Genomic DNA, 23641 nt, shown 5'->3' with positions numbered 1-23641 from the left:
TTTTACGCCGGGCGAACCAGAACGTGCTTCTTCTTGCCGACCGACAGCTTGATGACGCCATCGCCGGTGACTTCGCCGGTGCCGACGACCTGACGCTCATCGGAAACGCCCTGATCGTTGATCTTCACCGCGCCACCCTGAACGTGGCGGCGGGCCTCGCCATTCGAGCCGGCAAGGCCGGCGCGGACGATGAGGGAAAGAACACCGACGCCGTTTTCCAGTTCGGACGCCGGAACCTCGATGGAGGGCAGGTTTTCGGCAAGCGCGCCTTCTTCGAAGGTCTTGCGCGCCGTTTCCGCTGCCTCTTCCGCCGCTGCGCGGCCATGCAGGATCGCCGTCACTTCGGTGGCGAGGATTTTCTTCGCCTCGTTGATTTCCGATCCGCCAAGCGCGGCGAGACGGGCGATCTCATCCATCGGCAGGGTGGTGAACAGCTTGGCGAAGCGAACCACGTCCGCATCTTCCGTGTTGCGCCAGTATTGCCAGAAATCATAGACCGGCAGCAGGTCCTTGTTCAGCCACACCGCGCCCGATGCCGACTTGCCCATCTTCGCACCGGAGGAGGTGGTCAGAAGCGGTGAGGTCAGCGCGTAAAGCTGCGGCGTCCCCATGCGGTGACCGAGGTCGATGCCATTGATGATGTTGCCCCACTGGTCCGAACCGCCCATCTGCAGGCGGCAGCCGGTGCGCTGGTTCAGCTCCACATAGTCGTAGGCCTGCAGGATCATGTAGTTGAATTCGAGGAAGGACAGCGACTGTTCGCGGTCAAGACGCGTCTTCACGCTGTCGAAGGACAGCATGCGGTTGACCGAGAAGTGGCGGCCGACATCGCGCAGGAATTCGAGGTAGTTCAGACCACGCAGCCAGTCGGCATTGTTGATCATCAGCGCCGGATTGTTGGCGCGATCGTAATCGAGGTAATTGGCGAAGACGTGCTTGAGCGAGGTGATGTTGTCCTCGATCATGTCGACCGTCATCAGCTTGCGGGCCTCTTCCTTGAAGGAGGGATCACCCACCATGCCGGTGCCGCCGCCCATCAGTGAGATCGGCTGGTGGCCGGTCTTCTGCATCCAGTGCAGCATCATGATCTGGGTGAGGTGACCGACATGCAAACTGGAAGCCGTCGGGTCATAGCCGATATAGGCGGTCACGGTTTCCTTGGCGAACAGTTCGTCGAGACCTGCCTCATCGGAGATCTGGTGAATGAAGCCGCGCTCATCGAGCGTGCGGAGGAAATCGGACTTGAACCTGGACATAACCTTTTACTTTCTGGTTTGATCTTTTCCGTCATTGAAAGCCAATGAACGCCGGGGCTTTATCATTGTTTTTTGAAATGTGCACCCGTTTCGGCCATGAATATCGGGATTCACGTCATCATGATTCGATATTGCAAGGGAGCGGCGCGTGGGCGAGGTCAAAACGGCAATCGGGCTGATGAGCGGCACATCGATGGACGGCGTCGATATTGCGCTTTTGCGCACGGATGGCGAAAGCGTGGTCCGACACGGGCCGAGCGGTTATTTTCCCTATGATCAGGGCCTGCGCGCCATCTGGCAGAAGGCATTGATCACGGCCAAATCCATCGTCGAAAGGCGCGAACGCCCCGGCGATCTGGGTGAGGCCGAGCGCAAGCTGACGCTTGCCCATGCGGCGGCGGTTAAATCCTTCCTCCATCGCCACAGGCTTCAGCCCGGCGATATCGATGTGATCGGTTTTCATGGTCAGACCGTGCTGCATCGGCCGGATGAGGCGCTGACCGTGCAGATCGGCGACGGGAAGCTGCTCGCCGAAGAGACCGGCATCGACGTGGTTTACGACATGCGCGCCAATGATATGGTGCATGGCGGGCAGGGCGCGCCGCTGATCCCCGCCTATCATATGGCGCTTTCCGCCAACCTGCCTGATGGTTTCGAAACGCCCGCCGTCTTCGTTAATATCGGTGGTATCTCCAACCTGACCTATATCGGCGAGGCGGGACGGCTTGCCGCCTTCGATAGCGGTCCCGGCAATATGCTGATCGACCAGTGGATCGAGGCGCACACCGGCAAGGCCTTCGACAAGGGCGGCAGGACGGCGGCGGCTGGTAGCGTGGTTGCTTCGCTGGTGGAGCGTTATATGGAAAGCCCGTTCTTTTCGGCCAATATCCGCCGCTCGCTCGACCGCAGCGATTTCGTGCCGCCGCAAAAGGGCGAGGCCTCGCTGGCGGATGGCGCGCGGACGCTGGCGCATCTGACGGGTGCGGCGATCCTCAAGTCGGCGAGTTATTTGCCAGAAGCGGCTAAAACCTACGTGGTTTGCGGCGGCGGGCGGCTCAATCCTGTTATCATGGCGGAGTTTGCGGGCCTTGCCGCAAAGGTTGGGGCGCGGGTGATCGCGGCCGAAGAGGCGGGTTTCGATGGCGGGGCGATGGAGGCGGAGGCCTGGGCCTATCTGGCGGTGCGCTCGCTGAAGGCGCTGCCGCTGACCTATCCGGGTACGACGGGGGTTAAGGAGCCGGTGACGGGTGGGGTTTTGGTGCGGGGGTAATAGATGAAGGTGAGCTTGGCTCACCCCCCCTCTGCCCTGCCGGGCATCTCCCCCTCAAGGGGGGAGATCAGCCAGATGCCTGCTCTTCGCCTGAGTTGCGAAACTTGAAGTTGGTCGATCGGTTGCCACGATTCGATCTCCCCCCTTGAGGGGGAGATGCCCGGCAGGGCAGAGGGGGGTAAGCCCAGCCCGCCGGGGACCATTGTAGGGATATCAAGCCTGCCCGGATACCGGGCGGCCAAATCACCGAATACGCTTGGCCGCCGGTTCCGGCACCAGTTCGCCGTTCAGGCGACGGTCGAGGTAGTCCTCGCATTCGCCCATCAGCTCATCCACCTTGCCGTTGAAGAAGTGGTTGGCGCCGGGAAGGGTGCGGTGGGTGATGAGGATGCCCTTCTGGGTCTTCAGCTTCTCGACGAGGCCGTTCACGTCCTTTTCAGGCGCGACCTTGTCGGCATCGCCGTTGATGATGAGGCCGGAGGACGGGCAGGGGGCGAGGAAGGAGAAGTCGTAGGTGTTGGGCTGCGGCGCAATCGACATGAAACCTTCGATTTCCGGACGGCGCATCAGAAGCTGCATGCCGATCCAGGCGCCGAAGGAGTAACCGGCGACCCAGCAGCTTTTCGAATCGGGATGCAGGCTCTGCACCCAGTCGAGCGCGGAGGCGGCATCGGAAAGTTCGCCGGCGCCGTGGTCGAATTCGCCCTGGCTGCGGCCGATGGAACGGAAGTTGAACCGGAGCGTCGTGAAGCCGCGCTTCTGGAAAAGATAGAAGAGCTGGTAGACGATCTGGTTGTTCATCGTCCCGCCAAACTGCGGGTGCGGATGAAGAATGATCGCGATCGGCGCGCTCTTTTCCTTGGAGGGTTGATAACGGCCTTCGAGGCGACCCGCAGGGCCGTTAAAGATGACTTCGGGCATTGGTACTCCGGTCGTGTTTTTTCATTCCCGAACCGCATTCTTCCGATGAGAAGACTTGACGAACTGTGTCATCTTTTCTAGAACGCAGTTTAGAATAATTCGAAACTTTGCGTGTGCTCAAGCACTCGGGTCGTGTCATAAGGCAAGCGCAACTGTAATTTCAAGAAAAATGCGTTTTGGCGCATATAAGATTGAGCGAAGCTTTTCCGCTATGACGGGTTTAACGCGCACATATATGGACTGGAACGCCACGGCGCCGCTTCTGCCCGCCGTGCGCGATATCCTTGTGTCCGCGCTCGATCTTGCCGGCAATCCGTCTTCCGTGCACCGGGAAGGGCGCGCTGCCCGCGCCGCCGTGGAGGCTGCCCGTCGCGACGTTGCCGCACTTGCCGGCGCGCAGGCATCCCATGTCACTTTCACCAGCGGTGCGACCGAGGCCGCCAATCTGGTGCTGACGCCGGAATTCAGAATGGGGCGTGCGCCTGTGCGTTATGGCCGCCTTTATGTGTCCGCCATCGAGCACCCCGCGTTCCGCGAAGGCGGCCGCTTTGAGAAGGATGACGTTACGGAAGTTTCCGTTACGTCAGCGGGTGTCATCGATCTTGCTGCGCTTGAGGCGCTGCTGTCGTCGCACGACAAGTCCACCGGCCTGCCGATGGTCGCCTGCATGCTGGTCAATAATGAGACCGGCATTCTCCAGCCGGTGGCGGAAGCCGCGCGGCTCGTGCACGTGGCAGGCGGATTGATGGTGGTGGATGCGGTTCAGGCGGCGGGCCGCGTTCCGCTCGATATCAATGCGCTGGATGCGGATTTCCTCGTCATCTCGTCCCACAAGCTCGGTGGCCCCAAGGGCGCCGGCGCTCTCATCTCGCGCGGCGAGGTGATGATGCCGAAGCCGCTGATCCATGGCGGCGGGCAGGAAAAGGGACATCGTTCCGGCACGGAAAATACCTTGTCGGTCATTGGTTTTGGTGCCGCCGCTGCCGTGGCGGCCGAGAGACTGGCGGACGAAGCGACGCGTCTAGGCGCGCTGCGGGCGAAGCTGGAGAACGGCATGCGGGTCAACGCGCCCGATGTCATCATCCATGGTGCGGATGTTGCCCGTGTGGGTAATACGACCTTCTTCACCCTGCCGGGCCTGAAGGCGGAAACGGGACAGATTGCCTTCGATATCGAGGGTATAGCGTTGTCTGCCGGTTCGGCCTGCTCTTCCGGCAAGGTGGGGGAAAGTCATGTGCTGACGGCGATGGGGCACGATCCCAAGCTCGGTGCACTCAGGATTTCCCTCGGCCACGCGACCGACGAGGCCGATATAGACAGGACGCTTGCGGCGTTCACGAAAATTGCCGGACGGCGCAAGCTTTCCGGTCAGGCCGCGTAAAATGTGGCAAAGAATTGCGGAATAGCAATTTTCCGCTTGCCGGGATGTGTGAAAAGCGCCATCCCGCACCTACATGGGTATAAGCTCCGCCCCGGCTGACGGCTCGGAACGATTTGCCCGAAGATGAATAAGGCGGCTTTCCGCCTTGATACGTTGACAAGCCACCGGACCTTGGCTCCGGCGAGATTGGAGAACGACATGGCAGCGGTTCAGGAAACGATCGATCAGGTCCGCCAGATCGATGTGGACCAGTATAAATACGGCTTCGAGACAAACATCGAAGTCGACAAGGCTCCGAAGGGCCTTTCGGAAGAGGTGATCCGTTTCATCTCGGCCAAGAAGCAGGAGCCGGAATGGATGCTGGAATGGCGTCTTGAGGCTTACAAGCGCTGGCTGACGATGGAAGAGCCGACATGGGCACGCGTAAGCTACCCCAAGATCGACTTCAACGATCTCTATTATTATGCCGCGCCGAAGACCGCGCCCGGCCCGAAGTCGCTGGACGAAGTCGACCCGGAGCTTCTGAAGGTCTATGAAAAGCTCGGCATTCCGCTGAAGGAACAGGAAATCCTCGCTGGCGTCGAAAAGCGCCCGGTGGCGGTGGATGCCGTGTTCGACAGCGTCTCGGTCGTCACCACCTTCAAGGCGGAACTGGCGAAAGCTGGCGTCATCTTCATGTCGATTTCGGAAGCCGTGCGCGAGCATCCGGAACTGGTGAAGAAATATCTCGGCTCGGTCGTCCCCACGACGGACAATTTCTACGCGACGCTGAACTCGGCCGTCTTCACCGATGGTTCCTTCGTGTTCGTGCCGAAGGGTGTTCGCTGCCCGATGGAGCTTTCTACCTATTTCCGCATCAACGAGAAGAACACCGGCCAGTTCGAGCGTACGCTGATCATCGCCGAAGAGGGTGCTTACGTCTCCTATCTGGAAGGCTGCACGGCCCCGCAGCGCGACGAGAACCAGCTTCACGCCGCAGTTGTCGAACTGGTGGCGCTCGACGATGCCGAAATCAAATATTCCACCGTCCAGAACTGGTATCCGGGCGACAAGGAAGGCAAGGGCGGCATCTACAACTTCGTGACCAAGCGTGGCGATTGCCGTGGCGACCGTTCGAAGATTTCGTGGACACAGGTGGAAACCGGTTCTGCGATTACCTGGAAGTACCCGTCCTGCATTCTGCGCGGCGATGACAGCCGCGGCGAGTTCTATTCGATCGCGGTTTCCAACGGCCACCAGCAGATCGACAGTGGCACCAAGATGATCCACCTCGGCAAGAACACGTCGAGCCGCATCATCGCCAAGGGCATCGCTGCTGGCTTCTCGGAAAACGTCTATCGCGGCCAGGTTTCGGCTCACCGCAAGGCGACCAACACGCGCAACTTCACGCAGTGCGATAGCTTGCTGATCGGCGACAAGTGCGGCGCTCACACCGTGCCCTATATCGAGGCGAAGAACTCGTCTGCGCATTTCGAGCACGAGGCGACGACGTCGAAGATTTCCGAAGACCAGCTGTTCTATTGCCTGCAGCGCGGCATCCCCGAAGAAGCGGCCATCGCGCTCATCGTCAACGGCTTCGTCAAGGAAGTCATTCAGGAACTGCCGATGGAATTTGCCGTGGAAGCGCAGAAGCTGATCGGCATTTCGCTGGAAGGTTCGGTCGGCTGATAGTCACCCAAATATGCACCTGAGTGCGCGACGCTCGCGCACCTTCGCTCACACTATTCTTAGGATAAATCCATGCTTGAAATCATCGACCTGCACGCAAAGATCGCCGATACCGAAACCGAAATCATCAAGGGTCTCAACCTGAAGGTTGCCGCCGGTGAGGTTGCTGCCATCATGGGGCCGAACGGTTCCGGCAAGTCGACGCTGTCCTACATCCTGTCGGGCCGCGAAGATTATGAAGTCACCTCCGGTGACATTCTCTATAACGGCGAAAGCATTCTGGAACTGGATGCGGCCGAGCGCGCCGCCAAGGGCATCTTCCTTGCCTTCCAGTATCCGGTTGAAATTCCCGGCGTCGCCACCATGCAGTTCCTGAAGGTTGCGATGAACGAGCAGCGCAAGGCGCGTGGCGAGTCCGAACTGACGACGCCGGACTTCATCCGCCGCGTCAAGGAAGCGGCCGGCGATCTGAAGATCGACATGGAAATGCTGAAGCGTCCGCTCAACGTCGGTTTCTCCGGTGGCGAGAAGAAGCGTGCTGAAATCCTGCAGATGGCGCTCCTGGAGCCGAAGCTCTGCGTTCTCGACGAAACCGATAGCGGCCTCGACATCGACGCCCTGAAGATCGTGGCTGACGGCGTCAATGCGCTGAAGTCGCCGGATCGCGCCACTGTCGTCATCACCCACTATCAGCGCCTGCTGGATTACATCGTACCTGACAGCGTTCACGTTCTCTACAAGGGCAAGATCATCCGCTCGGGTGACAAGGCGCTGGCGCTGGAACTGGAAAACAATGGTTACGCCGACATCATCGGTGAAGCGGCCTAAGCCGAAGGCCAGGAGGTGATGTCCATGAACATTCAAGCTACCAACCGGCTGACGCCCGCGGAAACCGCGCTGGTCGATGCCTATACCGCCAAGTTCAGCGAATTGCCGGGCGATGGCGCCGTGGTTGCCGCTCGTGACGTGCTGTTTGACGATCTGAAGACCGGTGGTCTTCCGACCCGCCGTATCGAGGCTTGGCACTATACCGATCTGAAAAGCCTGCTGCGGACCATCCCGGAAGACCAGCCTGCACCGGTTATCGAGAAGGCTGTATCCGTCATTGCCGGTTCGCCTGTCGCTTACGTGCTGCATGGGACGGCCAATACCGGCAAGATCGACGAGGTTCGCGTTTCGAGCTTTGCCGGAAGCCTGGCCGACGGTTCCGCCGCCGCAGGTCTTGCAGAAGCCAGCAAGGATGACACGATCGGCCGCATCAATGGCAGCTTCGTGCGCGACGGTCTGGTGCTCGACATTCCGGCCGAGGCCGAAATCGAAAAGCCGATCGAATTGCAGGCGATCCATGGTGCAGGCCAGGTTCACAGCCGCTTCCCGGTGCGTTTCGGCAAGGGGTCCAAGGCAACCGTCATCGAACGTCACCTTTCGGTGACTTCGGACGCGGCCTTTGTTTCCTCCGTCAGCGACATCGTCGTTGAGGATGGCGCGGAAGTGACCTGGATCATCCTGCAGCAGCAGGGTGCCGCCGATATCCATCTTGGCCAGCTGCGCATGAAAATCGGTGCGGACGCCAAGATTCGCATTTTCATCATCAATGCCGGTGGCAAGCTGGTGCGTCAGGAACTGCGTATCGACGTGGAAGGCGAGGGCAGTGACCTCATCGTTCGCGGCGTCAACCTCTTGGGTGGTGAAACGCATACCGACGTGACGATGGTTCTTGGCCATAACGTGCCGAACACGACCTCGACGGAAGTGTTCCGCAACGTGGTGTTCGACCGTGCAAAGGGCATTTTCCAGGGCATGATCCGGGTGGCCCCCGATGCCCAGAAGACCGATGCGAAGATGGCCTGCAACACGCTGCTGATGTCTGATGATGGCGAGTTCTCGGCAAAGCCGGAGCTTGAAATCTTCGCCGACGACGTCCAGTGCGGCCATGGTGCGACGGTTGCCGATATCGACGACAACCATCTTTATTACCTGATGGCGCGCGGCGTGCCGAAGGCCAAGGCACGGGCGATGCTCGTCAACGCCTTCGTCGCGGAGATCGTCGAGGAACTGGAAGACGAAGAAGAACTGGTAGAGGCGCTGGAGACGATCATCTCCGGCTGGCTGGAACATCATGCCTGAGAGCGAACGCGCCGCAGTGGCGGCCCCCTATGACATCGAAGCCGTGCGCCGGGATTTTCCGATCCTGTCGCGCGAGGTCTATGGCAAGCCGCTGGTCTATCTCGACAACGGCGCGTCCGCTCAAAAACCGCAGGTGGTGATCGACGCCGTCTCGCATGCCTATGCGAACGAATATGCGAACGTGCATCGCGGCCTGCATTTCCTCTCCAATGCCGCAACCGACGCCTATGAGGCGGCGCGCGAAAAGGTGCGCCGTTTCCTCAATGCCGGTTCGGTGGACGAGATCGTCTTCACCAAATCTTCGACCGAGGCGATCAATACGGTTGCCTATGGTTACGGCATGCCCAAGATCGGCGAGGGCGACGAGATCGTCATCTCGATCATGGAGCACCACTCCAACATCGTGCCGTGGCATTTCATCCGCGAGCGGCAGGGCGCGAAGCTCGTCTGGGTGCCTGTCGATGATGACGGCGCGTTCCATATCGAGGCTTTCGAAAAGAGCCTGACCGAGCGCACCAAGCTCGTTGCCATCACCCATATGTCGAATGCGCTCGGCACCATCGTGCCGGTCAAGGAAATCTGCCGCATTGCCCATGAGCGCGGCATTCCGGTGCTTGTTGATGGTTCGCAGGGCGCGGTTCATATGCCGGTCGATGTGCGCGATATCGATTGCGACTGGTATGTGATGACCGGCCACAAGCTTTACGGTCCGTCGGGCATCGGCGTGCTTTATGGCAAGGCTGACCGGCTGCGCGAGATGCGGCCGTTCCAGGGCGGCGGCGAGATGATCCTCGACGTTTCCGAGGACAATGTAACCTATAACGAGCCGCCGCATCGTTTCGAAGCCGGCACGCCGCCCATCGTGCAGGCCATCGGCCTGGGTTACGCGCTTGACTACATGGACAATCTCGGCCGCGCCGCGATTGCCGCGCATGAGGCGGATCTTGCGGCTTATGCCGCTGAGCGGTTGCGTGAGATCAATTCGCTGCGCATCATCGGCAATGCACCGGACAAGGGCGGCATCTTTTCCTTCGAGCTTGAGGGCATCCATGCCCATGATGTCTCGATGGTGATCGACCGGCGCGGCGTTGCCGTGCGGGCCGGCACCCATTGCGCCATGCCGCTCTTGAAACGGTTCGGCGTCACCTCCACATGCCGGGCATCGTTCGGCCTTTACAATACCCGCGCCGAAGTAGACTCTCTTGTCGAGGCGCTGGAATATGCGCGCAAATTTTTCGCCTGATATCGGGATTAAAGAGATCAGGATTGAGGTTTAAGACCATGACTGCCGAAGCCACTGCAAAGACCCAGGATGCGACCGAAGCTCAGGAAAAGGTATCCACCATTCCACCGGAAGAGTTGGCACGCCTCAGCGACGACGTTATCGCGGCGCTGAAGACCGTCTACGACCCGGAAATTCCGGCCGATATCTTCGAACTCGGTCTCGTCTACAAGATCGACATCGAAGACGACCGGATGGTCAAGATCGTCATGACGCTGACCGCTCCCGGTTGCCCGGTGGCCGGTGAAATGCCGGGCTGGGTGGAAAATGCCGTTGGCGCCGTCGAGGGTGTTTCCGGCGTCACCGTTGAAATGACCTTCGATCCGCCGTGGACGCCGGATCGCATGTCGGAAGAAGCACAGGTCGCCGTCGGCTGGTACTGACGTGATTTTGACGGGTGTCATCTCTTGATGACATTCTCAGGCGCTATTAGATTGAATTCCATAAACATCGAGCCTTGAACTCGATTGTCGAAGGAGAATGAGCCCATGGGCTTTGCGATCATGACCATGACGGGGGCTGCGGCCTCTCGCGTTAAAGCAATCGTCGAAAATTCCGGACCGGACGCCAAGGGCGTGCGCGTCGGCATCAAGAAGGGTGGCTGCGCAGGCATGGAATATACCATCGACCTCGTGACCGAGGCGGATGCAAAGGACGATCTGGTCGAATTCGAAGGGGCGAAGGTCTGGGTTCAGCCTTCCGCCGTGCTTTATCTGCTCGGCACCCAGATGGATTTCGAAGTGACCAAGATGCGTTCCGGTTTCACCTTCAACAATCCCAACCAGACCTCGGCCTGCGGCTGTGGTGAATCGGTTGAGCTGAAGCCCGCCGATCTGGCGGCACTGGCGAAGCAGCGCGAGGCTGAGGCGAGCGTTTGATCGCTTGCGTGGGCTCTTCGATGGCGCGGGGTCCTTTCATTGTGCACGCAGCATTCCTGCAAACGCGACGTCATCCTCGGGCTTGACCCGAGGATCCATTCCCCTCACATCGCTTGAAATGTGCGTAGATCCTCGGGTCAAGCCCGAGGATGACGGAGGACAGGTCTGAGCTTTCGTTTCCCGGAACTGATTGTCACCGGAAATCAGTTTTCGAAGGACGATGACTGCTGTTTCAGGGTATTGATAAAATCCGCCAGAGGATGAATCGGTGGCGTCGTCGTCAATAACGGTTCGAGAGCGGCGGCGATCGTCTGGCAATCGTCTGCCGAGAGCGACCGAAGGCTCGAGACGATTTTGTTGTAGACAGGCGTCCCGCGCGCCGCGAAGGAGCGATTGATCACAAACTGCTCCGTCTGCCCGTCAACGCGCTCCACGAAGAGGGCGAGCGAACCGCCGTCAGCGGCGGCAGCGCTGTCCGATACCGATTTGAACATCCAAACTCCGTCCGGTAAACTGGAGGGCGAGCCTATCCGATTGACGCCCTGACGCAAGATCAGCAAGGATATCGGATATTCTGCGAGGTTTGGCGGAGGTACGGAACCGCATGCCTTCCATGCTCCGGGAAGGCGTTTCGGGCCACCGGCGGGATTGATCGTGGGGAGTGAACCGGGATGGACATCAGTAGCGCCTCGATTGATATCTGGACGATAGGACTGATCGTCGCCAGCGTCGTGGCTGGCCTGACGCTGATCGTTGGTATTGTTTGCCTTGCATTTTACTGGGAGGAGACAAAGGGATCTGCGGCATCCAAGGGTGATGCGTTGAATAGCCCCCCGCTCGAACGGACTGAGGGTGGAGACTGGCCCACAGTGCACGGCGACGCGAGTGGGGGAGCGCATCATTGAACAGGCAGACTATTTGATGAGGCCGGAACCCGATATGATTGCGAATGCCAAAGCCGCGGTGCGGGCGGCATTTGGGGGTGTCACTTTGGGTGGCGGCATCGGTCTCTCCGAGGCGCAGGCGCTTGATGACTATGCGAATGATGAAGTTCGCGCGACATGCCGCGCTGGCGATGAGAAGAATGATTGGGCGGCGATCCCGCCAAGGGACCTCAACAGACATTCCGGCAGCCCCGCCTTCCTTGATGCTGAAGGAATGCGATTTCATTTGCCTGCCTATATGATTGCTGATCTTGATGGCGACTACAGGCATGAATTCGCACCCTATTTATGCGGGTGCCAGGAGAAGTTTTCCTTGCTGACCCCTTTGCAACGGACTGCCGTGGAAGTGTATCTCCGTGCCATCAGTGAGAGGGAAAATGTGCCGTCCTATCAGGATGACATAAATCGCGCACTTGAAGAGTGGGTTGGTCTGCGCGCGCCTTAGCGAGCGATTAAAGCGGTTCGGCTAATCCCTGGAAGAACCAGAGGTTTCCGTTTATTGTCCCAAGAGCCGGTTGCGGTTTGAAATCCAGCTTTCATTCATGCCTGAGCGCTTCGATCGGGCTGAGGCTTGCCGCCCGCCGTGCCGGGAAATAGCCGAAAATCACCCCGATGGCCGCCGAAAAGGCGAAGGCGAGGAAGATGATCGACGGGCTGGTGACGAAGGGCACGTTGAGATAACCGACGACAGCGTAAGCAAGGCCGAGGCCGGTGAGGATGCCGACGAGGCCGCCGAAGGCCGACAACATCACGGCTTCCACCAGAAACTGCGTCAGCACCTGTTTTTCCAGCGCGCCGATGGCAAGCCGAATGCCGATTTCGCGGGTGCGTTCCGTCACTGACACCAGCATGATGTTCATGATGCCGATGCCGCCGACCAGCAGGCTGACGGCCGCGACCGCGCCCAGAAGCCCGGTCAGCAATGTCGTCGTGCCCGTCATGGCCGAGGCGATCTGGGTCATGTCGTTGACGGTGAAGTCGTCCTCACGGCCGATGCCGATGCGGCGGCGCTCACGCAGCAGGTTCTGCAGGTCGCTCTGCACCTTGGCGGTGGAAACGCCATCCTGCGCCGAGACCATGATCGAAGAAATGGTGGTGGTGCCGCCGATGCGCCGCTGGTGGATTTTCAGCGGCATGATGATGGTGTCGTCCTGATCGTCGCCGAGGCCGGACTGGCCTTTTCTGGCGAGAACACCGATGACGGGGCAGGAGATGTTGCTGACGCGGATCGTCTGACCAACAGGGTTTTCCGCGCCGAAAAGTTCCTGCCGCACTGTTTCGCCGATGATGCAGCCGATCTGGCCGCCGCGATCTTCGGCGGGCTGGAAGTCGCGGCCGAGAGCGATCGTCCAGTCCTGCGCGATCAGATAATCATTGGTGGTGCCGATGACGCTTGTCTGGTGGTTCTTGCCGCCGAAAATGACGGTTGCTGCGGAACTGCGGTTCTGGGGCGCGACAGCACGGATGCCTGTGACCTGGTTGCGGATGGCCTCGACGTCGCGGTCATCGAAGCGTTTGGCTTCGGTGCTGGCCCGTCCGGGGCCGAACTGGCCGGGGCGGACGAACAGCATGTTGGTGCCGAGCCGCGAAAGCTCCGATTTCACCTGTTCGGTCGTACCGTTGCCGATGGTGACCATGGCAATGACGGCGGCGACGCCGATGACGACGCCAAGCACGGTGAGGAAGGAGCGCAGGAGGTTGCGGCTGATGGCGCGCAGCGCAAGACGCGACGTTTCAAAGAACATCGGTAGTCTCCTTCTTGTCCGCCGCGCTGTCGGAGGCGAGATGCCCATCGACGAAACGCAGCAGGCGTCCCGCGTGGGCGGCGATATCCTCTTCATGGGTGACCATGACGACCGTGATGCCCCTGTCACGATTGAGCGCGGTGATCAGCTCCATGATCTCGATGCTGGTTTTCGTATCGAGATTGCCGGTCGGCTCGTCGGCCAGAAGCAGGGCAGGGCGGGTGACGATGGCGCGGGCAATGGCCACACGCTGCTGCTGGCCGCCGGAAAGCTCCTGCGTGGTGTGATCCTCGCGGCCTTTCAGGCCCACCTGCGCCAGCGCCTCCATGGCACGTTCGCGCCGTTCGGAAGCCTTCATGCCGCGATAGATCAGTGGCAGCTCGACATTTTCCACCGCCGAGGTGCGGGAAAGAAGATTGAAGCCCTGAAATACGAAACCCAGCATGTGCCGGCGCAGCAGCGTCAGATGCTCATTGTCGAAGCCGCTGGTCGGTACGCCCTGAAACAGATATTCGCCTGATGTCGGCACGTCCAGACAGCCGATGATGTTCATCGAGGTGGATTTGCCCGAGCCTGATGGCCCCATGATGGCGACGAATTCCTTCTCGCGAATGGAGAGGCTGACGCCGTCGAGCGCGCGGATCGCCGCTTCGCCGCGGCCATATTGCTTGACGACATCGCGGAATTCGATGAGCGGCGGCTGTTGCATGCGGTTCTCCTCCGTCAGCCGGCGTTGCGGGCCGTTGCGTCGGTAATCACCTGATCATCGGCTTTCAACTCGCCCGATTTTACCACGGTATGCTGACCGTCGGTGGAGCCTGTTTCGATGGCGACGGAGACCGGCGTGTTGTTGCGCAGCACCCACACGGTTCTCTTGCCGGTCGCGGCCTGACCGGCATCGCGGTTCTGCGAGCGTCCCATGCGCGGCGGGCGGAACAGGCTCATCAGCCCGCCACCACGGGAGGCGGATTCGCGCGGCGGCGTATAACGAAGCGCGGAATTCGGCACCAGCAGCGTGTCCTTGATTTCCTCAACGATGATATTGGCGGTCGCCGTCATGCCGGGGCGCAGCAGCAACTCCGCATTGTCGACCGTCAATATGCCCTTGTAGGTCACCACATTGGACACGGTTTCGGAGGCGAAACGGACCGTTTCGATTTCGGCCGGGAAGCTGCGGTCGGGATAGGCATCGACATTAAACGTGGCCTTCTGCCCGGTCTCGACCTTGCCGACATCGGCCTCATCCACCGAGACCTGCAATTCCATATGGCGCAAATCGCCGGCGATGGTGAACAGCACAGGCGCGTTGAGCGAAGAGGCGACGGTGGCGCCGGGATCGACGCTGCGGGTGAGGATGACGCCATCGATGGGCGAGACGATCTTGGCCTTGCCGAGATTGACTTCGGCGAGCCGCAGATCGGCTTCGGCCGAAAGCACGGTCGCTTCGTTGACCTCCAGCGTGGCTGCGGCCGCATCATGGGTGAATTGCGCCGCATCGAGATCCTGCTGGCTGGACACCCGGTTCTGCACCAGCGACCGCAGGCGCTCCATGGATGTCTTTGCCGAGCCGAGATCGGCGCGCGCCTTCAGCACATTGGCCTTGGCGGAGGCGAGCTTGGCGCGGGCGCTCTGCACGTCGGCTTCGAGCTTGTTGGTATCCAGCTCCGCCAGAACGTCTCCGGCCTTGACCGGGCTATTATAGGTGACGTTGACCTTGCGCACCGTGCCGGACAATTCGCTCGATATATCGACCTGATCCGTCGGCTGGACGGAGCCGGTGGAGGTGACGATGACGGACAGATCGCCCTGGCGCGCCGCTTCCGTGGTGTAGCTATAGGCGACGCCCGCCGCACGCGACTGGTAATAATAACCCAGGCCACCGCCGATCAGAACAAGGAAGGCGGCCACATAAAGATAACGGCGCGATTTCTTCTTCCTGCCGTTTCTGTTCGTTCCCAGAATCTCACGCAGATCGGGTTGGCTGTTTGGTGTATCGCGGCCAATGCCGTTGGCGTCATTCATTCTCGTCACCCGCAAAATTCAAAATACCACAGAGGGTTGTTTCCGCTCAGCGGTTTATCCGTCCATCTGTCGTTCTGTATTCCTCTGATTGTGGGAAGTGACATAGCTTGCCCCAAGGGTGAAGTGAAAACTTGGTAATATTTATGATAGTTCTGGTCTGATAGAGATAAGCACTGGAGAGCCCGATGCCACCGACACGGCAAAAGGTTTCAGCAGCGACAGTCAGGACGATGATGAAATGAACGACAATGTGGTGAAGTTCCGCAAACCGGTGCCGCCGAAAAAACCGCGCGAACCGCTGGGTCCGAAAGCGAGGAAGGCTTTGACGATTGCGGCTGTCATTTTGTTTTTCGTGGCTGCGTGGGGTTATTTCACGCTGATGGGGCAGGGGTAGGGCGAAAAGTTCGCCGAAGCGGGCGGATGGCGTTCCTGAATGCCATTATTCCAATGACCGCGATTGTGCAGCAAGTCAAAACTCTCGGCCATCAAATCAAAGGAACCCTCCCGAATGCACGACAGAGTTCAAAGCGCTATCCCCAACCTAGTTCCGGAAGTAGTTGATAAATTGGAACGCCTTATCATTGATGTTGTCACAAGCATCGATGAGGGACGAGATTGCACAGATCAGCTTGCGGCTATTAACACGTTTTCTGGCAATCAAAATTATAACAAAGAAACGTTTTTTAAGCTCTATAGCTGGACGAGTGAAAGAGAGTTCGCCGAGTTGATCTCGATGGGGCCTCCCCCTAACATTCCTGACTTAACCGTGGACGAAATTGCTGCATGCTTGGATATTGTGGAGAGTGCGGCTGAGCCACGCGCAAGCTTTTGCTTTCGCATTTTAGAGCAGAATTTTCCGACCGTCTCCATAACGGATCTCGTCTACAATCCGGATATAAAACTAGATAATTTCGCCTTGGCAAATGAAATACTCGACCACGCATCAAAGCCCAACATCATCCGGCTGTAACTATCGAAACATGGCCGATAGCCAGCACCACCATTGGAGATTTGACCTGTGGCATTTAGAGGTGCAGTCTACCTTACGATAACGGCACACTTCTCGTCGGTTCGCCCGTATAGTCAGGCAGACTGCTTCCTGCGGCGAAGAAGCAATCGGACATCAATGCGAACAGTCATTCATGGAAAAGTAGAGAAGCGGTGGCGACCCCTGCAGGACTCGAACCTGCGACCTACTGCTTAGAAGGCAGTTGCTCTATCCAGTTGAGCTAAGGGGCCGTCATGCCGGGCAATCGATACTCCGGCAAAAACTTTGATCGTCGTGTTTCAGTGCGTCCAGGGCTGGGTGCGGTTGAAACGAAAATTGTCGGTGTAGGAAACCACCTTGCGGGTTGCTTCTTTCGGCAGGATGACGCGGTATTCGATGCCCTTGCGCTGGGCATAGGCTTCGGCCTGTTCCTGCGTCTCGAATGTTAGCTTGACCTGCTGCTTCATGTCGGAGCTGGAGGTATAACCCATGATCGGATCGATCTTGCGCGGAACCTCGGCGTCGAATTCCAGAACCCAGACATTGGTCTTCGCCTTGCCGGATTGCATGGCGGTTTTTGCAGGGCGGTAAATCTTCGCAGACATGTCGAAACTGCTCCGGTTGGACAGTGGGGCGCAACACCCCGAATTATTCTTCACGTACCTGAATAGAATAACCAAATCGTGTCAGGAACGTTGAATTTGAAATGGACTGACTTCAGGTGAGAGTCAAGACGATTATCCCGCGCTTTCCTTTCGCGCCACTGCAACGCCGGCGACGGATTTTGCCGATCGAGGCCGCGACTGAACAAAGATGAATTTCCCTGTTGCGGACTTCAGGTGAACCGTGTATTCCCCAGCCATCGCCTCGGCGGAGTGTAGCGCAGTCTGGTAGCGCATCTGGTTTGGGACCAGAGGGTCGGGAGTTCGAATCTCTCCACTCCGACCATTTTAAAGCAAAACATCAGCTTTCCGGCGTAACCTCTTTCAAAAAACCAGTATTTATTCCGCCGATGGTCCGGCCAGCGTGCTCTCCGCCGTGCCGATCGTCATCACATTGCCGCGCCATGCCACCGCGCTGCCGATCCAGCTGCGTGCCCAGACGACGGGCATGATCATGTCGCGGGCGATCATGGCCGGCAGCGTGTGGAGCGATACCGGCCAGCCATTAAGGGCGGCAAGCGCCAGTTCCGGCACGTACATGAGGGCGAGCGCGGCAAAGGCCGTTGCCACGAGGTTCACATCCATCATGGTAGCGGCGGCGAGCGCGAGGAGGAGTGGGGGAAGTGCGCCGGTCAGGATTTCCGGTGCGAAATATTGCGGGAAGGTCACGCGTCTCAACCGCGCCCAGCGGGTCTGGCGCGACCAGATTTCGCCGGCATGGCGCTGGCCGAGTGGTTGCTCGAAGGGAGTGGAGACCAGATGCACCTTGCGGCCGGCGCTTCGCACCAGCTTTGTCGAGGCGGCGTCTTCGGCGATTTCGGCGGCGAGGGCGCGAATGCCGCCATTCTCCTCCAGAAACGGCTTGTTCCACAACATCGACTTGCCCTGCGCAAAACCCATGCCGATCGCTTCCGCAGCATATTGCCAGCGCCCCTGCGAGCCGTTGAGGAAGGCGCATTCCACATGTGCCCAGAAGCCCGCCGGCCGCGAGCCGAGCGGCGGCGAGCAGACCAACCCGCTATCCTGCCGCCAGGCCGACATCATGGTCGTTATATAGGATTTCGGCATCAGCACGTTCGAATCGGCGAGAATGACCCATTCGTGGCGGGCGGCGCGCCAGCCCTTGACGCAATTGTTCAGTTTCGGATTGGCACTGATGCGGTCGTCACCGATCAGCAATTGCGCCGGCACCGTGGGGAAGGCCGATTGGGCTTTGCGCACTTCCGCGATCACGGGATCGAATTCATCGGCGACGCAGAACAGCAGCTCGTAATCCGGCCAGTTGAGCTGGAAGGCGCGCGACAGCGTCAGCGGCGTGAAATTTTCGACGCCGCGCAGCGGCACGACCAGCGAGACCGGCGGTTTCTTCCGCACAAGCTCGTTTTCGGCATCGCGTCTCGTCAGCCGCCAGCCGGCCAGAACGATGCCGAGAAGATTGAAGGCAAGGAGCAGAATTGCGCAAAGGGCAAAGACAGTTTCCATGCTGGCCAGTTCCACTCCCAAGCTTTCGGCGGTTATTCCGCCAATCGATTCCATGGAATTCGTCTCTGCCGATTATAACGTTTGCGTGACAGTTACATGTCATCATCCGCAGGCGGACGGGCTGCGCCGCGTGTGAAAACCTGGTGAAGACACATGGCCGCAAAAGAAAAGCCCTCCGTGGTGAAGGGCCCAATCGTCACGATGACATGAATTCTAGTGGATGTTCAGAATATGGGCATGGCTGCTTGCAACGAGAAACGATTCTCGCGCTATTTCGATGTCGCATTTGCCGGCGATCGCATCGAGGCAGTTTTTGCAGGCTTCCTGATGTTCCGGGCCGTGTTCCTCCGGCCAGCGGTACATCAGCATGTCCAGCGCCACCAGCGGGCTGTAGATTTCCACAGCCGCCGACAGTGGCAGGTGGATCGCCACCGGCTTCATCCACAAGGCGTGGTGACACGGCTCCGTTCTGTTAATCAGCATATCATTCTCCTCCCTGTTTATCTGGTCTCGACAGCCTTTCTCACTCCCATGCGCGAAATGTTTGCCTCACGAAATGGTTCCCGATCACCTAAAATGTGATCGATCAGGGGGTTCCAATTTTCCAAGATGAATGGAAGATGAACGAATAGATGAACCGGAGATGAACAAAACCGCCCATCAGGCGTTGTTGTGTCCATAAGAAGGAGAACGCATATGTTCAATTTGTCAGGCATTCAGGAAAGCTTCTTCGGGGATCGCATGGCGGGCGTCTGCCAGGCGATTACCTCGGCGCTGGCCTTCGAATCGGGCCTCGAAAAGTCACGTATTTCGGCAAGCGTCGAAAATGACGTGATCTATCTGGAAGGCACGGCCGATTCGGTCGAGGCGATCGACATCGCCATCAATCTCGCTTCTTCCATTTCCAATTGCCGGGTTTTGAGCCATATCGAGCCGGTCTACTGATTATTGCGTCGGCCGGGTGAAACCTCGTCCGGCCCGTTCAGACGCAATAACGCGGCAATCTTACTTTCGGTTGCCGATTTGCGCACTGCGGATCATATCGCCCGGCTTGATGCCATAGCGTTTTGCAGTGCCGCCATTCAGTTCAAGAACGAAATTCACCGGGCCGCGGGAGCTGATGATGGCTTCCGAATGCGGAACCGCGTTCTCGTGGATATGGGTGATGCGCCCGTCGCGGGCGATGAACAGCATGTCGAGCGGGATGAGGGTGTTGCGCATCCACATGGCGACGTCGCGTGACATACCGAAATCGAACAGCATGCCACTTTCAGGCGGCATCGACTTGCGGAACATCAGGCCCTGTTCGCGCTGGGCATTGTCCAGCGCCAGCTCGGCAGTGAAATCGTGGGTTTTGCCCGAGGCGGTTTCAATTGTCAGTGGCTCTGACGTGAATGTCAGCCGTTCCTGAGACTGGGCGGCGCCCGCAAGCGTGAAAAAAAGAAGCGCCAGAATGGCGCTTTTCACCATCTGGGGCAGGGCGGCCATCAATGCGACATCCCGATGGAGACCGGGTTGTCGGGGTGGATTTCCGCCGCCATCAGGCCCTTGTCGCCATCGCCGAAACGCACCAGCACCACCTGGCCGGGGCGAAGCTCCGTCAGGCCGAAACGGCGCAATGTTTCCATGTGCACGAAAATATCTTCCGTTCCTTCGCCGCGCGTCAGGAAGCCGAAACCCTTGGTGCGGTTGAACCACTTGACGATGGCGCGCTCAAGCCCGCTCGAAGGCGTTACCTGTACATGGGTGCGCACCGGCGGCAGCTGCGAGGGGTGAACGGCGGTCGTTTGATCCATCGACAGGATACGGAAAGCCTGGAAACCGCGGTCGCGGCGCTGGATGAGGGCGACGATGCGCGTACCTTCAAGAATGGTCTGGTATCCGTCGCGGCGCAGGCAGGAGACGTGCAGCAGCACGTCCTGCGTGCCGTTGTCCGGCACGATGAAACCGAAACCCTTGGCGACATCGAACCATTTCACGACGCCGGTAATTTCGGTCAGGTCCACGGCATCGCCCGAAAGGTCCTCGACATCGACTATCGTTTTCGATGACATCCTATCAGCCATATCCTGCCAACCCCTCGATTACGCGCCACACATCGGTCAACTGATTCCTGTGCGCCAGATTAACATCTTGGTAACGGTTCCACGCAAGCCCTAGTTTTTGATTTGCGCAGCTGCTTTTATGTCGCCGTCCTTGTCCGGGGCTTGCCGCCAGGCGTTTAACGGTCCCGGACCCGTGTAATGGAGAGGAAGAAAATGCGGTATCTGCACACAATGGTTCGCGTCAAAGACCTTGGCGAATCACTGAAATTCTATTGCGACCTGCTGGGTCTTGCGGAAATACGCCGAATCGAGAACGAAAAAGGCCGATTCACTCTGGTGTTTCTTGCCGCGCGTGACGACATTGCTGCGGCAAAGGAAAACAAGGCGCCGTGCCTGGAGCTCACCTACAACTGGGATACCGAGGATTATACCGGCGGCCGCAATTTCGGCCATCTGGCTTACGAGGTCGACAATATCTACGATTTCTGCGCCAGCCTTCAGCAGAACGGCATCGTCATCAACCGGCCGCCGCGCGACGGACACATGGCCTTCGTACGTTCTCCGGATGGCATTTCTTTTGAAATCCTGCAGAAGGGCGAAAGCCTCGCACCAGCCGAACCATGGATATCTATGCAGAATACCGGTTCCTGGTAGGGATTTTCCGGCCAATAGCGGCGTTTTCGGGCGCTCTTGCCTTATCCCGAGGGGATGAGGCATAGTCCGCGAATCGAAACGGCCAGTCCCGTTTTGGGGGAAGCACACGATTCCGTTCCCGTGCTGCTGTTGGAAATGCAAGATACGGAGGCCACCCATGAAAACTGTCGAGGGCGCGAAACAACGCGTTTCCTGTCAGCGTCTCGTCATTGCGGTTTCGCTGCTCGGGCTTTCCGGATGCGTTTCGGCGGTGACGGATGACGAGATGGCCGCCAGTTCCAAGAAGCCGGAAATTGCCGCACAGCATAAGCCGCAAACCGCAGCCGTTGCTCCCCAGACATCCGGCGCCCAGCCGGGGCACTATGTGGATCCCGCCGTGGCATCGGCCGCCGGAGCGGCCACGCCTTCCCAGCCGCAGCACGCCGGAGGTCCCGCCCAGGTTTATGGCGCTGCCGCCGATATTGGCGGATTGACGACGCAGCCGACGGCAATTTCTGCCGGGACGGCCAGCATCTATTCCACGGCATCTGCCGTCGCGCCCGCCGCTGCGGCGGGTGCACCGGGCGCGGCCCCCGCCGCAGCGGGCGCTCCTTCCCAGAAGATCATGCCGGCTGTCAGCAGCGTCTATTCCGCGCCGGTGCAGGCGGCGCAGCCACAGCCGGTATCCGTTCCGGTTCCGGCAGCCGCGCACGTGCCGGCGGAACAGCACAGCGAAAATCGCCAGCCCGCCGCCGTGCCGGTGCCGCAGCCGCCATCGGCGCAGCTCGCCGCCGCTGAGCCGGCGGCCAATGCCGGAACGACGGGCGAAGGGCAGGAAAGCGAAGGCAAGGGCGTGACGCTTGCGGCGTTTTTCGCCGGCGCGGCCAAGAAGCGCCTGCCGAAGATGATTGAAAGCGGCACGGCGGGCAACACGCAGGTCGCCGCACTTCCCGGTGCCTCGGACGGCTCGATGGGCATTGCGCTTTCCGGCCGCTCGATGATGTCCGATGAATTTGACGATGCCCATCTCGACGAAGAGGATGACCAGCCGACCGGCCTGATGAAGCTCGCTTCGCTTTCCGGTCTCACCCGCGTTGCCCCGAACGGGCTTTTCCTGCAGACGGACCGGGTCGAAGTCGGTTGCTTCAAGCCGGAACTGGTGCGGATGATCAAGGATGTGGAGCACCACTATAACAGCCCCGCAATCGTCACCTCGGGCTATCGCCCGCCAAAGGGCATAAGGCAGGGCTCCAAGCACTATACCTGCGATGCCGCCGATATCCAGATCAAGGGCGTCTCCAAATGGGAGCTTGCCACCTATCTGCGTTCCCTGCCTGATCGCGGTGGCGTCGGCACCTATTGCCACACCGAATCGGTGCATATGGACACGGGTGAACCGAGAGACTGGAACTGGCGTTGCCGCCGCACCGCTGCGCGTAAGTAATCTCCCTCAGCCTTCCCGTCGAGAATCGTGCGGTTTCGCGCGCTGTCGAGACGGGACATCCCTTCCGCATGGACGTCCGGCCTTGCTTGCTGTAGGAGGCTGTCCTTCATCTTAAGCTTATGGTGCCTTGCGAATGCAGCCGATCTCCACCTTCCCGATATACATCATTTCAATTGCCCGGGCGCGGGCGCGGCTTGATAAGATGCTGGAGAGTGCCTCCGGGCTGGGCCTGGACCTGCGGCCGGTGGAAGGGGTGGACGGCAAGAGCCTGTCGCCGAATGACTGGCGGGATTTCGACCGGCGCGGCTTCGAGTTGCGCAATGGCCGGTATGCCCTGCCGGGGGAATATGGCTGTTATGCCAGCCATATCAAGGCACTCGAAATCTTCCTCGCGACCGATGCGCCCGTGGCGGTGATCGTCGAAGACGACGTTGCCTTCACTCCGGATTTTGCCGGGCGGATCAAGGCGATGATTACGGTGATGCCGGACAATTCCATCGTGAAGCTGACCAACCACCGGCGCAGTGGTTTCAAGGGTCGCAAGACCACCATTCTTGGTGATACGCTGGGGCGCTGCATCTACGGGCCACAGGGATCATCCGCCTGCTACCTCATTTCACGCAGCGCCGCGCAACGTTTTCTGAAGGCCGCAAGGGTTATGACATTGCCCTTTGACCGGGCTCTGGAATGCGGCTGGGGTTACGGCACGCAGGTTTACGTGGCCGACAGGGATTTCCTGCCATTTGGCAACCCGGATACGCTGGTCGGGACGCGGGCGGAATATAAAGACACCAAATTTGCCCGTTTGAAGCGGATCCCCGCCTATCTGTCCAACGTCTATGACAGCATCGCGCGGTATGTTTACGCCTATCGGTAACCGCGAGCGCTCCGCA

General features: G+C 59.4%; 27 protein-coding genes and 2 tRNA genes. 17 read left to right on the top strand and 12 right to left on the bottom strand.

Annotated elements, in window-relative coordinates; all coding sequences use genetic code 11:
- Window positions 1-2: 2 nt before the first annotated feature.
- Window positions 3-1256 (bottom strand): tyrosine--tRNA ligase, encoded by a 1254-nt coding sequence (tyrS, locus tag QD336_RS21915; RefSeq protein WP_499172178.1) that lies wholly within the window; start codon window positions 1254-1256, stop codon window positions 3-5.
- Window positions 1257-1404: 148 nt separating this feature from the next.
- On the opposite strand from tyrS, the gene QD336_RS21910 reads away from it, so the two are divergent.
- Complete coding sequence (locus QD336_RS21910) at window positions 1405-2526, top strand: anhydro-N-acetylmuramic acid kinase (protein ID WP_499172177.1); 1122 nt, start codon at window positions 1405-1407, stop codon at window positions 2524-2526.
- A 243-nt stretch (window positions 2527-2769) separates the two neighbouring features.
- Here the strand turns inward: QD336_RS21910 and QD336_RS21905 are convergent, their stop codons facing one another.
- On the bottom strand, window positions 2770-3447 hold the full coding sequence (locus tag QD336_RS21905) for an alpha/beta hydrolase (protein WP_003495402.1): 678 nt from the start codon (window positions 3445-3447) through the stop codon (window positions 2770-2772).
- 211 nt (window positions 3448-3658) lie between these two features.
- On the opposite strand from QD336_RS21905, the gene QD336_RS21900 reads away from it, so the two are divergent.
- The 7 genes from QD336_RS21900 to sufA all read left to right on the top strand — a co-directional run bounded on the left by QD336_RS21900 (window position 3659) and on the right by sufA (window position 10783).
- Entirely contained in the window at window positions 3659-4828 is a 1170-nt protein-coding gene (locus QD336_RS21900) for a cysteine desulfurase family protein (RefSeq protein WP_499172176.1), read from the top strand.
- Between the two features lie 198 nt (window positions 4829-5026).
- On the top strand, window positions 5027-6496 hold the full coding sequence (gene sufB, locus QD336_RS21895; RefSeq protein ID WP_020809911.1) for a Fe-S cluster assembly protein SufB: 1470 nt from the start codon (window positions 5027-5029) through the stop codon (window positions 6494-6496).
- 72 nt (window positions 6497-6568) lie between these two features.
- A complete protein-coding gene (gene sufC, locus QD336_RS21890; protein ID WP_003522658.1) occupies window positions 6569-7324 on the top strand; it encodes a Fe-S cluster assembly ATPase SufC in 756 nt (251 codons plus the stop codon).
- A gap of 24 nt (window positions 7325-7348) precedes the next feature.
- The gene (sufD, locus tag QD336_RS21885; RefSeq protein WP_499172174.1) at window positions 7349-8623 is read left to right on the top strand and encodes a Fe-S cluster assembly protein SufD; all 1275 of its coding nucleotides are present in this window, start codon (window positions 7349-7351) and stop codon (window positions 8621-8623) included.
- Window positions 8616-9866 (top strand): cysteine desulfurase, encoded by a 1251-nt coding sequence (locus QD336_RS21880; protein ID WP_269341002.1) that lies wholly within the window; start codon window positions 8616-8618, stop codon window positions 9864-9866. Before sufD ends, QD336_RS21880 begins: the two co-directional genes overlap by 8 nt.
- Window positions 9867-9904: 38 nt before the next feature.
- The gene (locus QD336_RS21875) at window positions 9905-10288 is read left to right on the top strand and encodes an SUF system Fe-S cluster assembly protein (RefSeq protein ID WP_269341003.1); all 384 of its coding nucleotides are present in this window, start codon (window positions 9905-9907) and stop codon (window positions 10286-10288) included.
- Between the two features lie 105 nt (window positions 10289-10393).
- A complete protein-coding gene (gene sufA / locus QD336_RS21870) occupies window positions 10394-10783 on the top strand; it encodes a Fe-S cluster assembly scaffold SufA (protein ID WP_269341004.1) in 390 nt (129 codons plus the stop codon).
- 203 nt (window positions 10784-10986) lie between these two features.
- Here the strand turns inward: sufA and QD336_RS21865 are convergent, their stop codons facing one another.
- The gene (locus tag QD336_RS21865; protein ID WP_499172172.1) at window positions 10987-11277 is read right to left on the bottom strand and encodes a hypothetical protein; all 291 of its coding nucleotides are present in this window, start codon (window positions 11275-11277) and stop codon (window positions 10987-10989) included.
- A 177-nt stretch (window positions 11278-11454) separates the two neighbouring features.
- Between QD336_RS21865 and QD336_RS21860 the strand changes: the two genes are divergently transcribed.
- Together QD336_RS21860 and QD336_RS21855 are read left to right on the top strand one after the other, a co-directional pair.
- Window positions 11455-11688 (top strand): hypothetical protein, encoded by a 234-nt coding sequence (locus tag QD336_RS21860; protein WP_269341006.1) that lies wholly within the window; start codon window positions 11455-11457, stop codon window positions 11686-11688.
- 34 nt (window positions 11689-11722) lie between these two features.
- Complete coding sequence (locus QD336_RS21855; protein ID WP_499172170.1) at window positions 11723-12172, top strand: DUF6714 family protein; 450 nt, start codon at window positions 11723-11725, stop codon at window positions 12170-12172.
- Window positions 12173-12263: 91 nt separating this feature from the next.
- On the opposite strand, the gene QD336_RS21850 is transcribed toward QD336_RS21855, so the two are convergent.
- The 3 genes from QD336_RS21850 to QD336_RS21840 are packed head-to-tail and all read right to left on the bottom strand — an operon-like array spanning window position 12264 to window position 15494.
- Window positions 12264-13472 (bottom strand): ABC transporter permease, encoded by a 1209-nt coding sequence (locus QD336_RS21850; protein WP_499172169.1) that lies wholly within the window; start codon window positions 13470-13472, stop codon window positions 12264-12266.
- On the bottom strand, window positions 13462-14181 hold the full coding sequence (locus QD336_RS21845) for an ABC transporter ATP-binding protein (RefSeq protein ID WP_499172168.1): 720 nt from the start codon (window positions 14179-14181) through the stop codon (window positions 13462-13464). The genes QD336_RS21850 and QD336_RS21845 overlap by 11 nt, the downstream gene beginning before the upstream one ends.
- Window positions 14182-14195: 14 nt before the next feature.
- Window positions 14196-15494 (bottom strand): efflux RND transporter periplasmic adaptor subunit, encoded by a 1299-nt coding sequence (locus QD336_RS21840; protein ID WP_499172167.1) that lies wholly within the window; start codon window positions 15492-15494, stop codon window positions 14196-14198.
- A 238-nt stretch (window positions 15495-15732) separates the two neighbouring features.
- On the opposite strand from QD336_RS21840, the gene QD336_RS21835 reads away from it, so the two are divergent.
- Entirely contained in the window at window positions 15733-15888 is a 156-nt protein-coding gene (locus QD336_RS21835; RefSeq protein WP_499172166.1) for a hypothetical protein, read from the top strand.
- A 114-nt stretch (window positions 15889-16002) separates the two neighbouring features.
- On the top strand, window positions 16003-16464 hold the full coding sequence (locus QD336_RS21830) for a hypothetical protein (protein WP_499172165.1): 462 nt from the start codon (window positions 16003-16005) through the stop codon (window positions 16462-16464).
- A gap of 192 nt (window positions 16465-16656) precedes the next feature.
- On the opposite strand, the gene QD336_RS21825 is transcribed toward QD336_RS21830, so the two are convergent.
- Both QD336_RS21825 and QD336_RS21820 read right to left on the bottom strand, forming a co-directional pair.
- Window positions 16657-16733: transfer RNA gene (locus QD336_RS21825), tRNA-Arg, on the bottom strand.
- A gap of 48 nt (window positions 16734-16781) precedes the next feature.
- Complete coding sequence (locus QD336_RS21820; protein ID WP_173987132.1) at window positions 16782-17087, bottom strand: ETC complex I subunit; 306 nt, start codon at window positions 17085-17087, stop codon at window positions 16782-16784.
- A gap of 266 nt (window positions 17088-17353) precedes the next feature.
- Here QD336_RS21820 and QD336_RS21815 point away from each other — a divergent pair.
- Window positions 17354-17430 (top strand) — tRNA-Pro (locus tag QD336_RS21815).
- A 53-nt stretch (window positions 17431-17483) separates the two neighbouring features.
- On the opposite strand, the gene QD336_RS21810 is transcribed toward QD336_RS21815, so the two are convergent.
- Together QD336_RS21810 and QD336_RS21805 are read right to left on the bottom strand one after the other, a co-directional pair.
- Window positions 17484-18626 carry a ceramide glucosyltransferase gene (locus QD336_RS21810; protein WP_499172210.1) on the bottom strand — a complete coding sequence of 381 codons (1143 nt, stop codon included), beginning with the start codon at window positions 18624-18626 and terminating at the stop codon, window positions 17484-17486.
- Between the two features lie 213 nt (window positions 18627-18839).
- The gene (locus QD336_RS21805; protein ID WP_269341020.1) at window positions 18840-19109 is read right to left on the bottom strand and encodes a DUF982 domain-containing protein; all 270 of its coding nucleotides are present in this window, start codon (window positions 19107-19109) and stop codon (window positions 18840-18842) included.
- A gap of 213 nt (window positions 19110-19322) precedes the next feature.
- Between QD336_RS21805 and QD336_RS21800 the strand changes: the two genes are divergently transcribed.
- The gene (locus QD336_RS21800) at window positions 19323-19571 is read left to right on the top strand and encodes a BON domain-containing protein (RefSeq protein ID WP_269341021.1); all 249 of its coding nucleotides are present in this window, start codon (window positions 19323-19325) and stop codon (window positions 19569-19571) included.
- Between the two features lie 60 nt (window positions 19572-19631).
- Here the strand turns inward: QD336_RS21800 and QD336_RS21795 are convergent, their stop codons facing one another.
- Window positions 19632-20114, bottom strand: coding sequence for a DUF192 domain-containing protein (locus QD336_RS21795; protein WP_269341022.1), 483 nt, complete (start codon window positions 20112-20114; stop codon window positions 19632-19634).
- On the bottom strand, window positions 20114-20692 hold the full coding sequence (locus QD336_RS21790; protein ID WP_269341023.1) for a cold-shock protein: 579 nt from the start codon (window positions 20690-20692) through the stop codon (window positions 20114-20116). The genes QD336_RS21795 and QD336_RS21790 overlap by 1 nt, the downstream gene beginning before the upstream one ends.
- A gap of 192 nt (window positions 20693-20884) precedes the next feature.
- On the opposite strand from QD336_RS21790, the gene QD336_RS21785 reads away from it, so the two are divergent.
- The 3 genes from QD336_RS21785 to QD336_RS21775 all read left to right on the top strand — a co-directional run bounded on the left by QD336_RS21785 (window position 20885) and on the right by QD336_RS21775 (window position 23625).
- Window positions 20885-21325 (top strand): VOC family protein, encoded by a 441-nt coding sequence (locus QD336_RS21785; protein ID WP_269341024.1) that lies wholly within the window; start codon window positions 20885-20887, stop codon window positions 21323-21325.
- A gap of 157 nt (window positions 21326-21482) precedes the next feature.
- Complete coding sequence (locus tag QD336_RS21780) at window positions 21483-22748, top strand: YcbK family protein (RefSeq protein ID WP_499172163.1); 1266 nt, start codon at window positions 21483-21485, stop codon at window positions 22746-22748.
- A 133-nt stretch (window positions 22749-22881) separates the two neighbouring features.
- Window positions 22882-23625 (top strand): glycosyltransferase family 25 protein, encoded by a 744-nt coding sequence (locus QD336_RS21775; RefSeq protein ID WP_499172162.1) that lies wholly within the window; start codon window positions 22882-22884, stop codon window positions 23623-23625.
- Window positions 23626-23641 lie beyond the last annotated feature (16 nt).

Origin of the sequence: Rhizobium sp. BR 250 (assembly GCF_047445855.1) — a bacterium.
GTDB classification, from domain to species: Bacteria; Pseudomonadota; Alphaproteobacteria; order Rhizobiales; family Rhizobiaceae; genus Agrobacterium; species Agrobacterium tumefaciens_I.
This window is presented reverse-complemented; position numbering and strand designations above follow the sequence as displayed.

What these genes read in the sequence shown, in the direction of transcription:
- QD336_RS21795 (WP_269341022.1), bottom strand. Translation starts at nt 20,114, where the DNA reads ATGGCCGCCCTGCCCCAGATGGTGAAAAGCGCCATTCTGGCGCTTCTT.
- sufB (WP_020809911.1), top strand. Translation starts at nt 5,027, where the DNA reads ATGGCAGCGGTTCAGGAAACGATCGATCAGGTCCGCCAGATCGATGTG.
- QD336_RS21790 (WP_269341023.1), bottom strand. Translation starts at nt 20,692, where the DNA reads ATGGCTGATAGGATGTCATCGAAAACGATAGTCGATGTCGAGGACCTT.
- QD336_RS21865 (WP_499172172.1), bottom strand. Translation starts at nt 11,277, where the DNA reads ATGTTCAAATCGGTATCGGACAGCGCTGCCGCCGCTGACGGCGGTTCG.
- QD336_RS21845 (WP_499172168.1), bottom strand. Translation starts at nt 14,181, where the DNA reads ATGCAACAGCCGCCGCTCATCGAATTCCGCGATGTCGTCAAGCAATAT.
- QD336_RS21775 (WP_499172162.1), top strand. Translation starts at nt 22,882, where the DNA reads ATGCAGCCGATCTCCACCTTCCCGATATACATCATTTCAATTGCCCGG.
- QD336_RS21850 (WP_499172169.1), bottom strand. Translation starts at nt 13,472, where the DNA reads ATGTTCTTTGAAACGTCGCGTCTTGCGCTGCGCGCCATCAGCCGCAAC.
- QD336_RS21875 (WP_269341003.1), top strand. Translation starts at nt 9,905, where the DNA reads ATGACTGCCGAAGCCACTGCAAAGACCCAGGATGCGACCGAAGCTCAG.
- QD336_RS21880 (WP_269341002.1), top strand. Translation starts at nt 8,616, where the DNA reads ATGCCTGAGAGCGAACGCGCCGCAGTGGCGGCCCCCTATGACATCGAA.
- QD336_RS21820 (WP_173987132.1), bottom strand. Translation starts at nt 17,087, where the DNA reads ATGTCTGCGAAGATTTACCGCCCTGCAAAAACCGCCATGCAATCCGGC.
- tyrS (WP_499172178.1), bottom strand. Translation starts at nt 1,256, where the DNA reads ATGTCCAGGTTCAAGTCCGATTTCCTCCGCACGCTCGATGAGCGCGGC.
- QD336_RS21780 (WP_499172163.1), top strand. Translation starts at nt 21,483, where the DNA reads ATGAAAACTGTCGAGGGCGCGAAACAACGCGTTTCCTGTCAGCGTCTC.
- sufD (WP_499172174.1), top strand. Translation starts at nt 7,349, where the DNA reads ATGAACATTCAAGCTACCAACCGGCTGACGCCCGCGGAAACCGCGCTG.
- sufC (WP_003522658.1), top strand. Translation starts at nt 6,569, where the DNA reads ATGCTTGAAATCATCGACCTGCACGCAAAGATCGCCGATACCGAAACC.
- QD336_RS21830 (WP_499172165.1), top strand. Translation starts at nt 16,003, where the DNA reads ATGCACGACAGAGTTCAAAGCGCTATCCCCAACCTAGTTCCGGAAGTA.
- sufA (WP_269341004.1), top strand. Translation starts at nt 10,394, where the DNA reads ATGGGCTTTGCGATCATGACCATGACGGGGGCTGCGGCCTCTCGCGTT.
- QD336_RS21805 (WP_269341020.1), bottom strand. Translation starts at nt 19,109, where the DNA reads ATGCTGATTAACAGAACGGAGCCGTGTCACCACGCCTTGTGGATGAAG.
- QD336_RS21855 (WP_499172170.1), top strand. Translation starts at nt 11,723, where the DNA reads ATGATTGCGAATGCCAAAGCCGCGGTGCGGGCGGCATTTGGGGGTGTC.
- QD336_RS21900 (WP_499172176.1), top strand. Translation starts at nt 3,659, where the DNA reads ATGACGGGTTTAACGCGCACATATATGGACTGGAACGCCACGGCGCCG.
- QD336_RS21810 (WP_499172210.1), bottom strand. Translation starts at nt 18,626, where the DNA reads ATGGAAACTGTCTTTGCCCTTTGCGCAATTCTGCTCCTTGCCTTCAAT.
- QD336_RS21860 (WP_269341006.1), top strand. Translation starts at nt 11,455, where the DNA reads ATGGACATCAGTAGCGCCTCGATTGATATCTGGACGATAGGACTGATC.
- QD336_RS21800 (WP_269341021.1), top strand. Translation starts at nt 19,323, where the DNA reads ATGTTCAATTTGTCAGGCATTCAGGAAAGCTTCTTCGGGGATCGCATG.
- QD336_RS21905 (WP_003495402.1), bottom strand. Translation starts at nt 3,447, where the DNA reads ATGCCCGAAGTCATCTTTAACGGCCCTGCGGGTCGCCTCGAAGGCCGT.
- QD336_RS21835 (WP_499172166.1), top strand. Translation starts at nt 15,733, where the DNA reads ATGAACGACAATGTGGTGAAGTTCCGCAAACCGGTGCCGCCGAAAAAA.
- QD336_RS21840 (WP_499172167.1), bottom strand. Translation starts at nt 15,494, where the DNA reads ATGAATGACGCCAACGGCATTGGCCGCGATACACCAAACAGCCAACCC.
- QD336_RS21785 (WP_269341024.1), top strand. Translation starts at nt 20,885, where the DNA reads ATGCGGTATCTGCACACAATGGTTCGCGTCAAAGACCTTGGCGAATCA.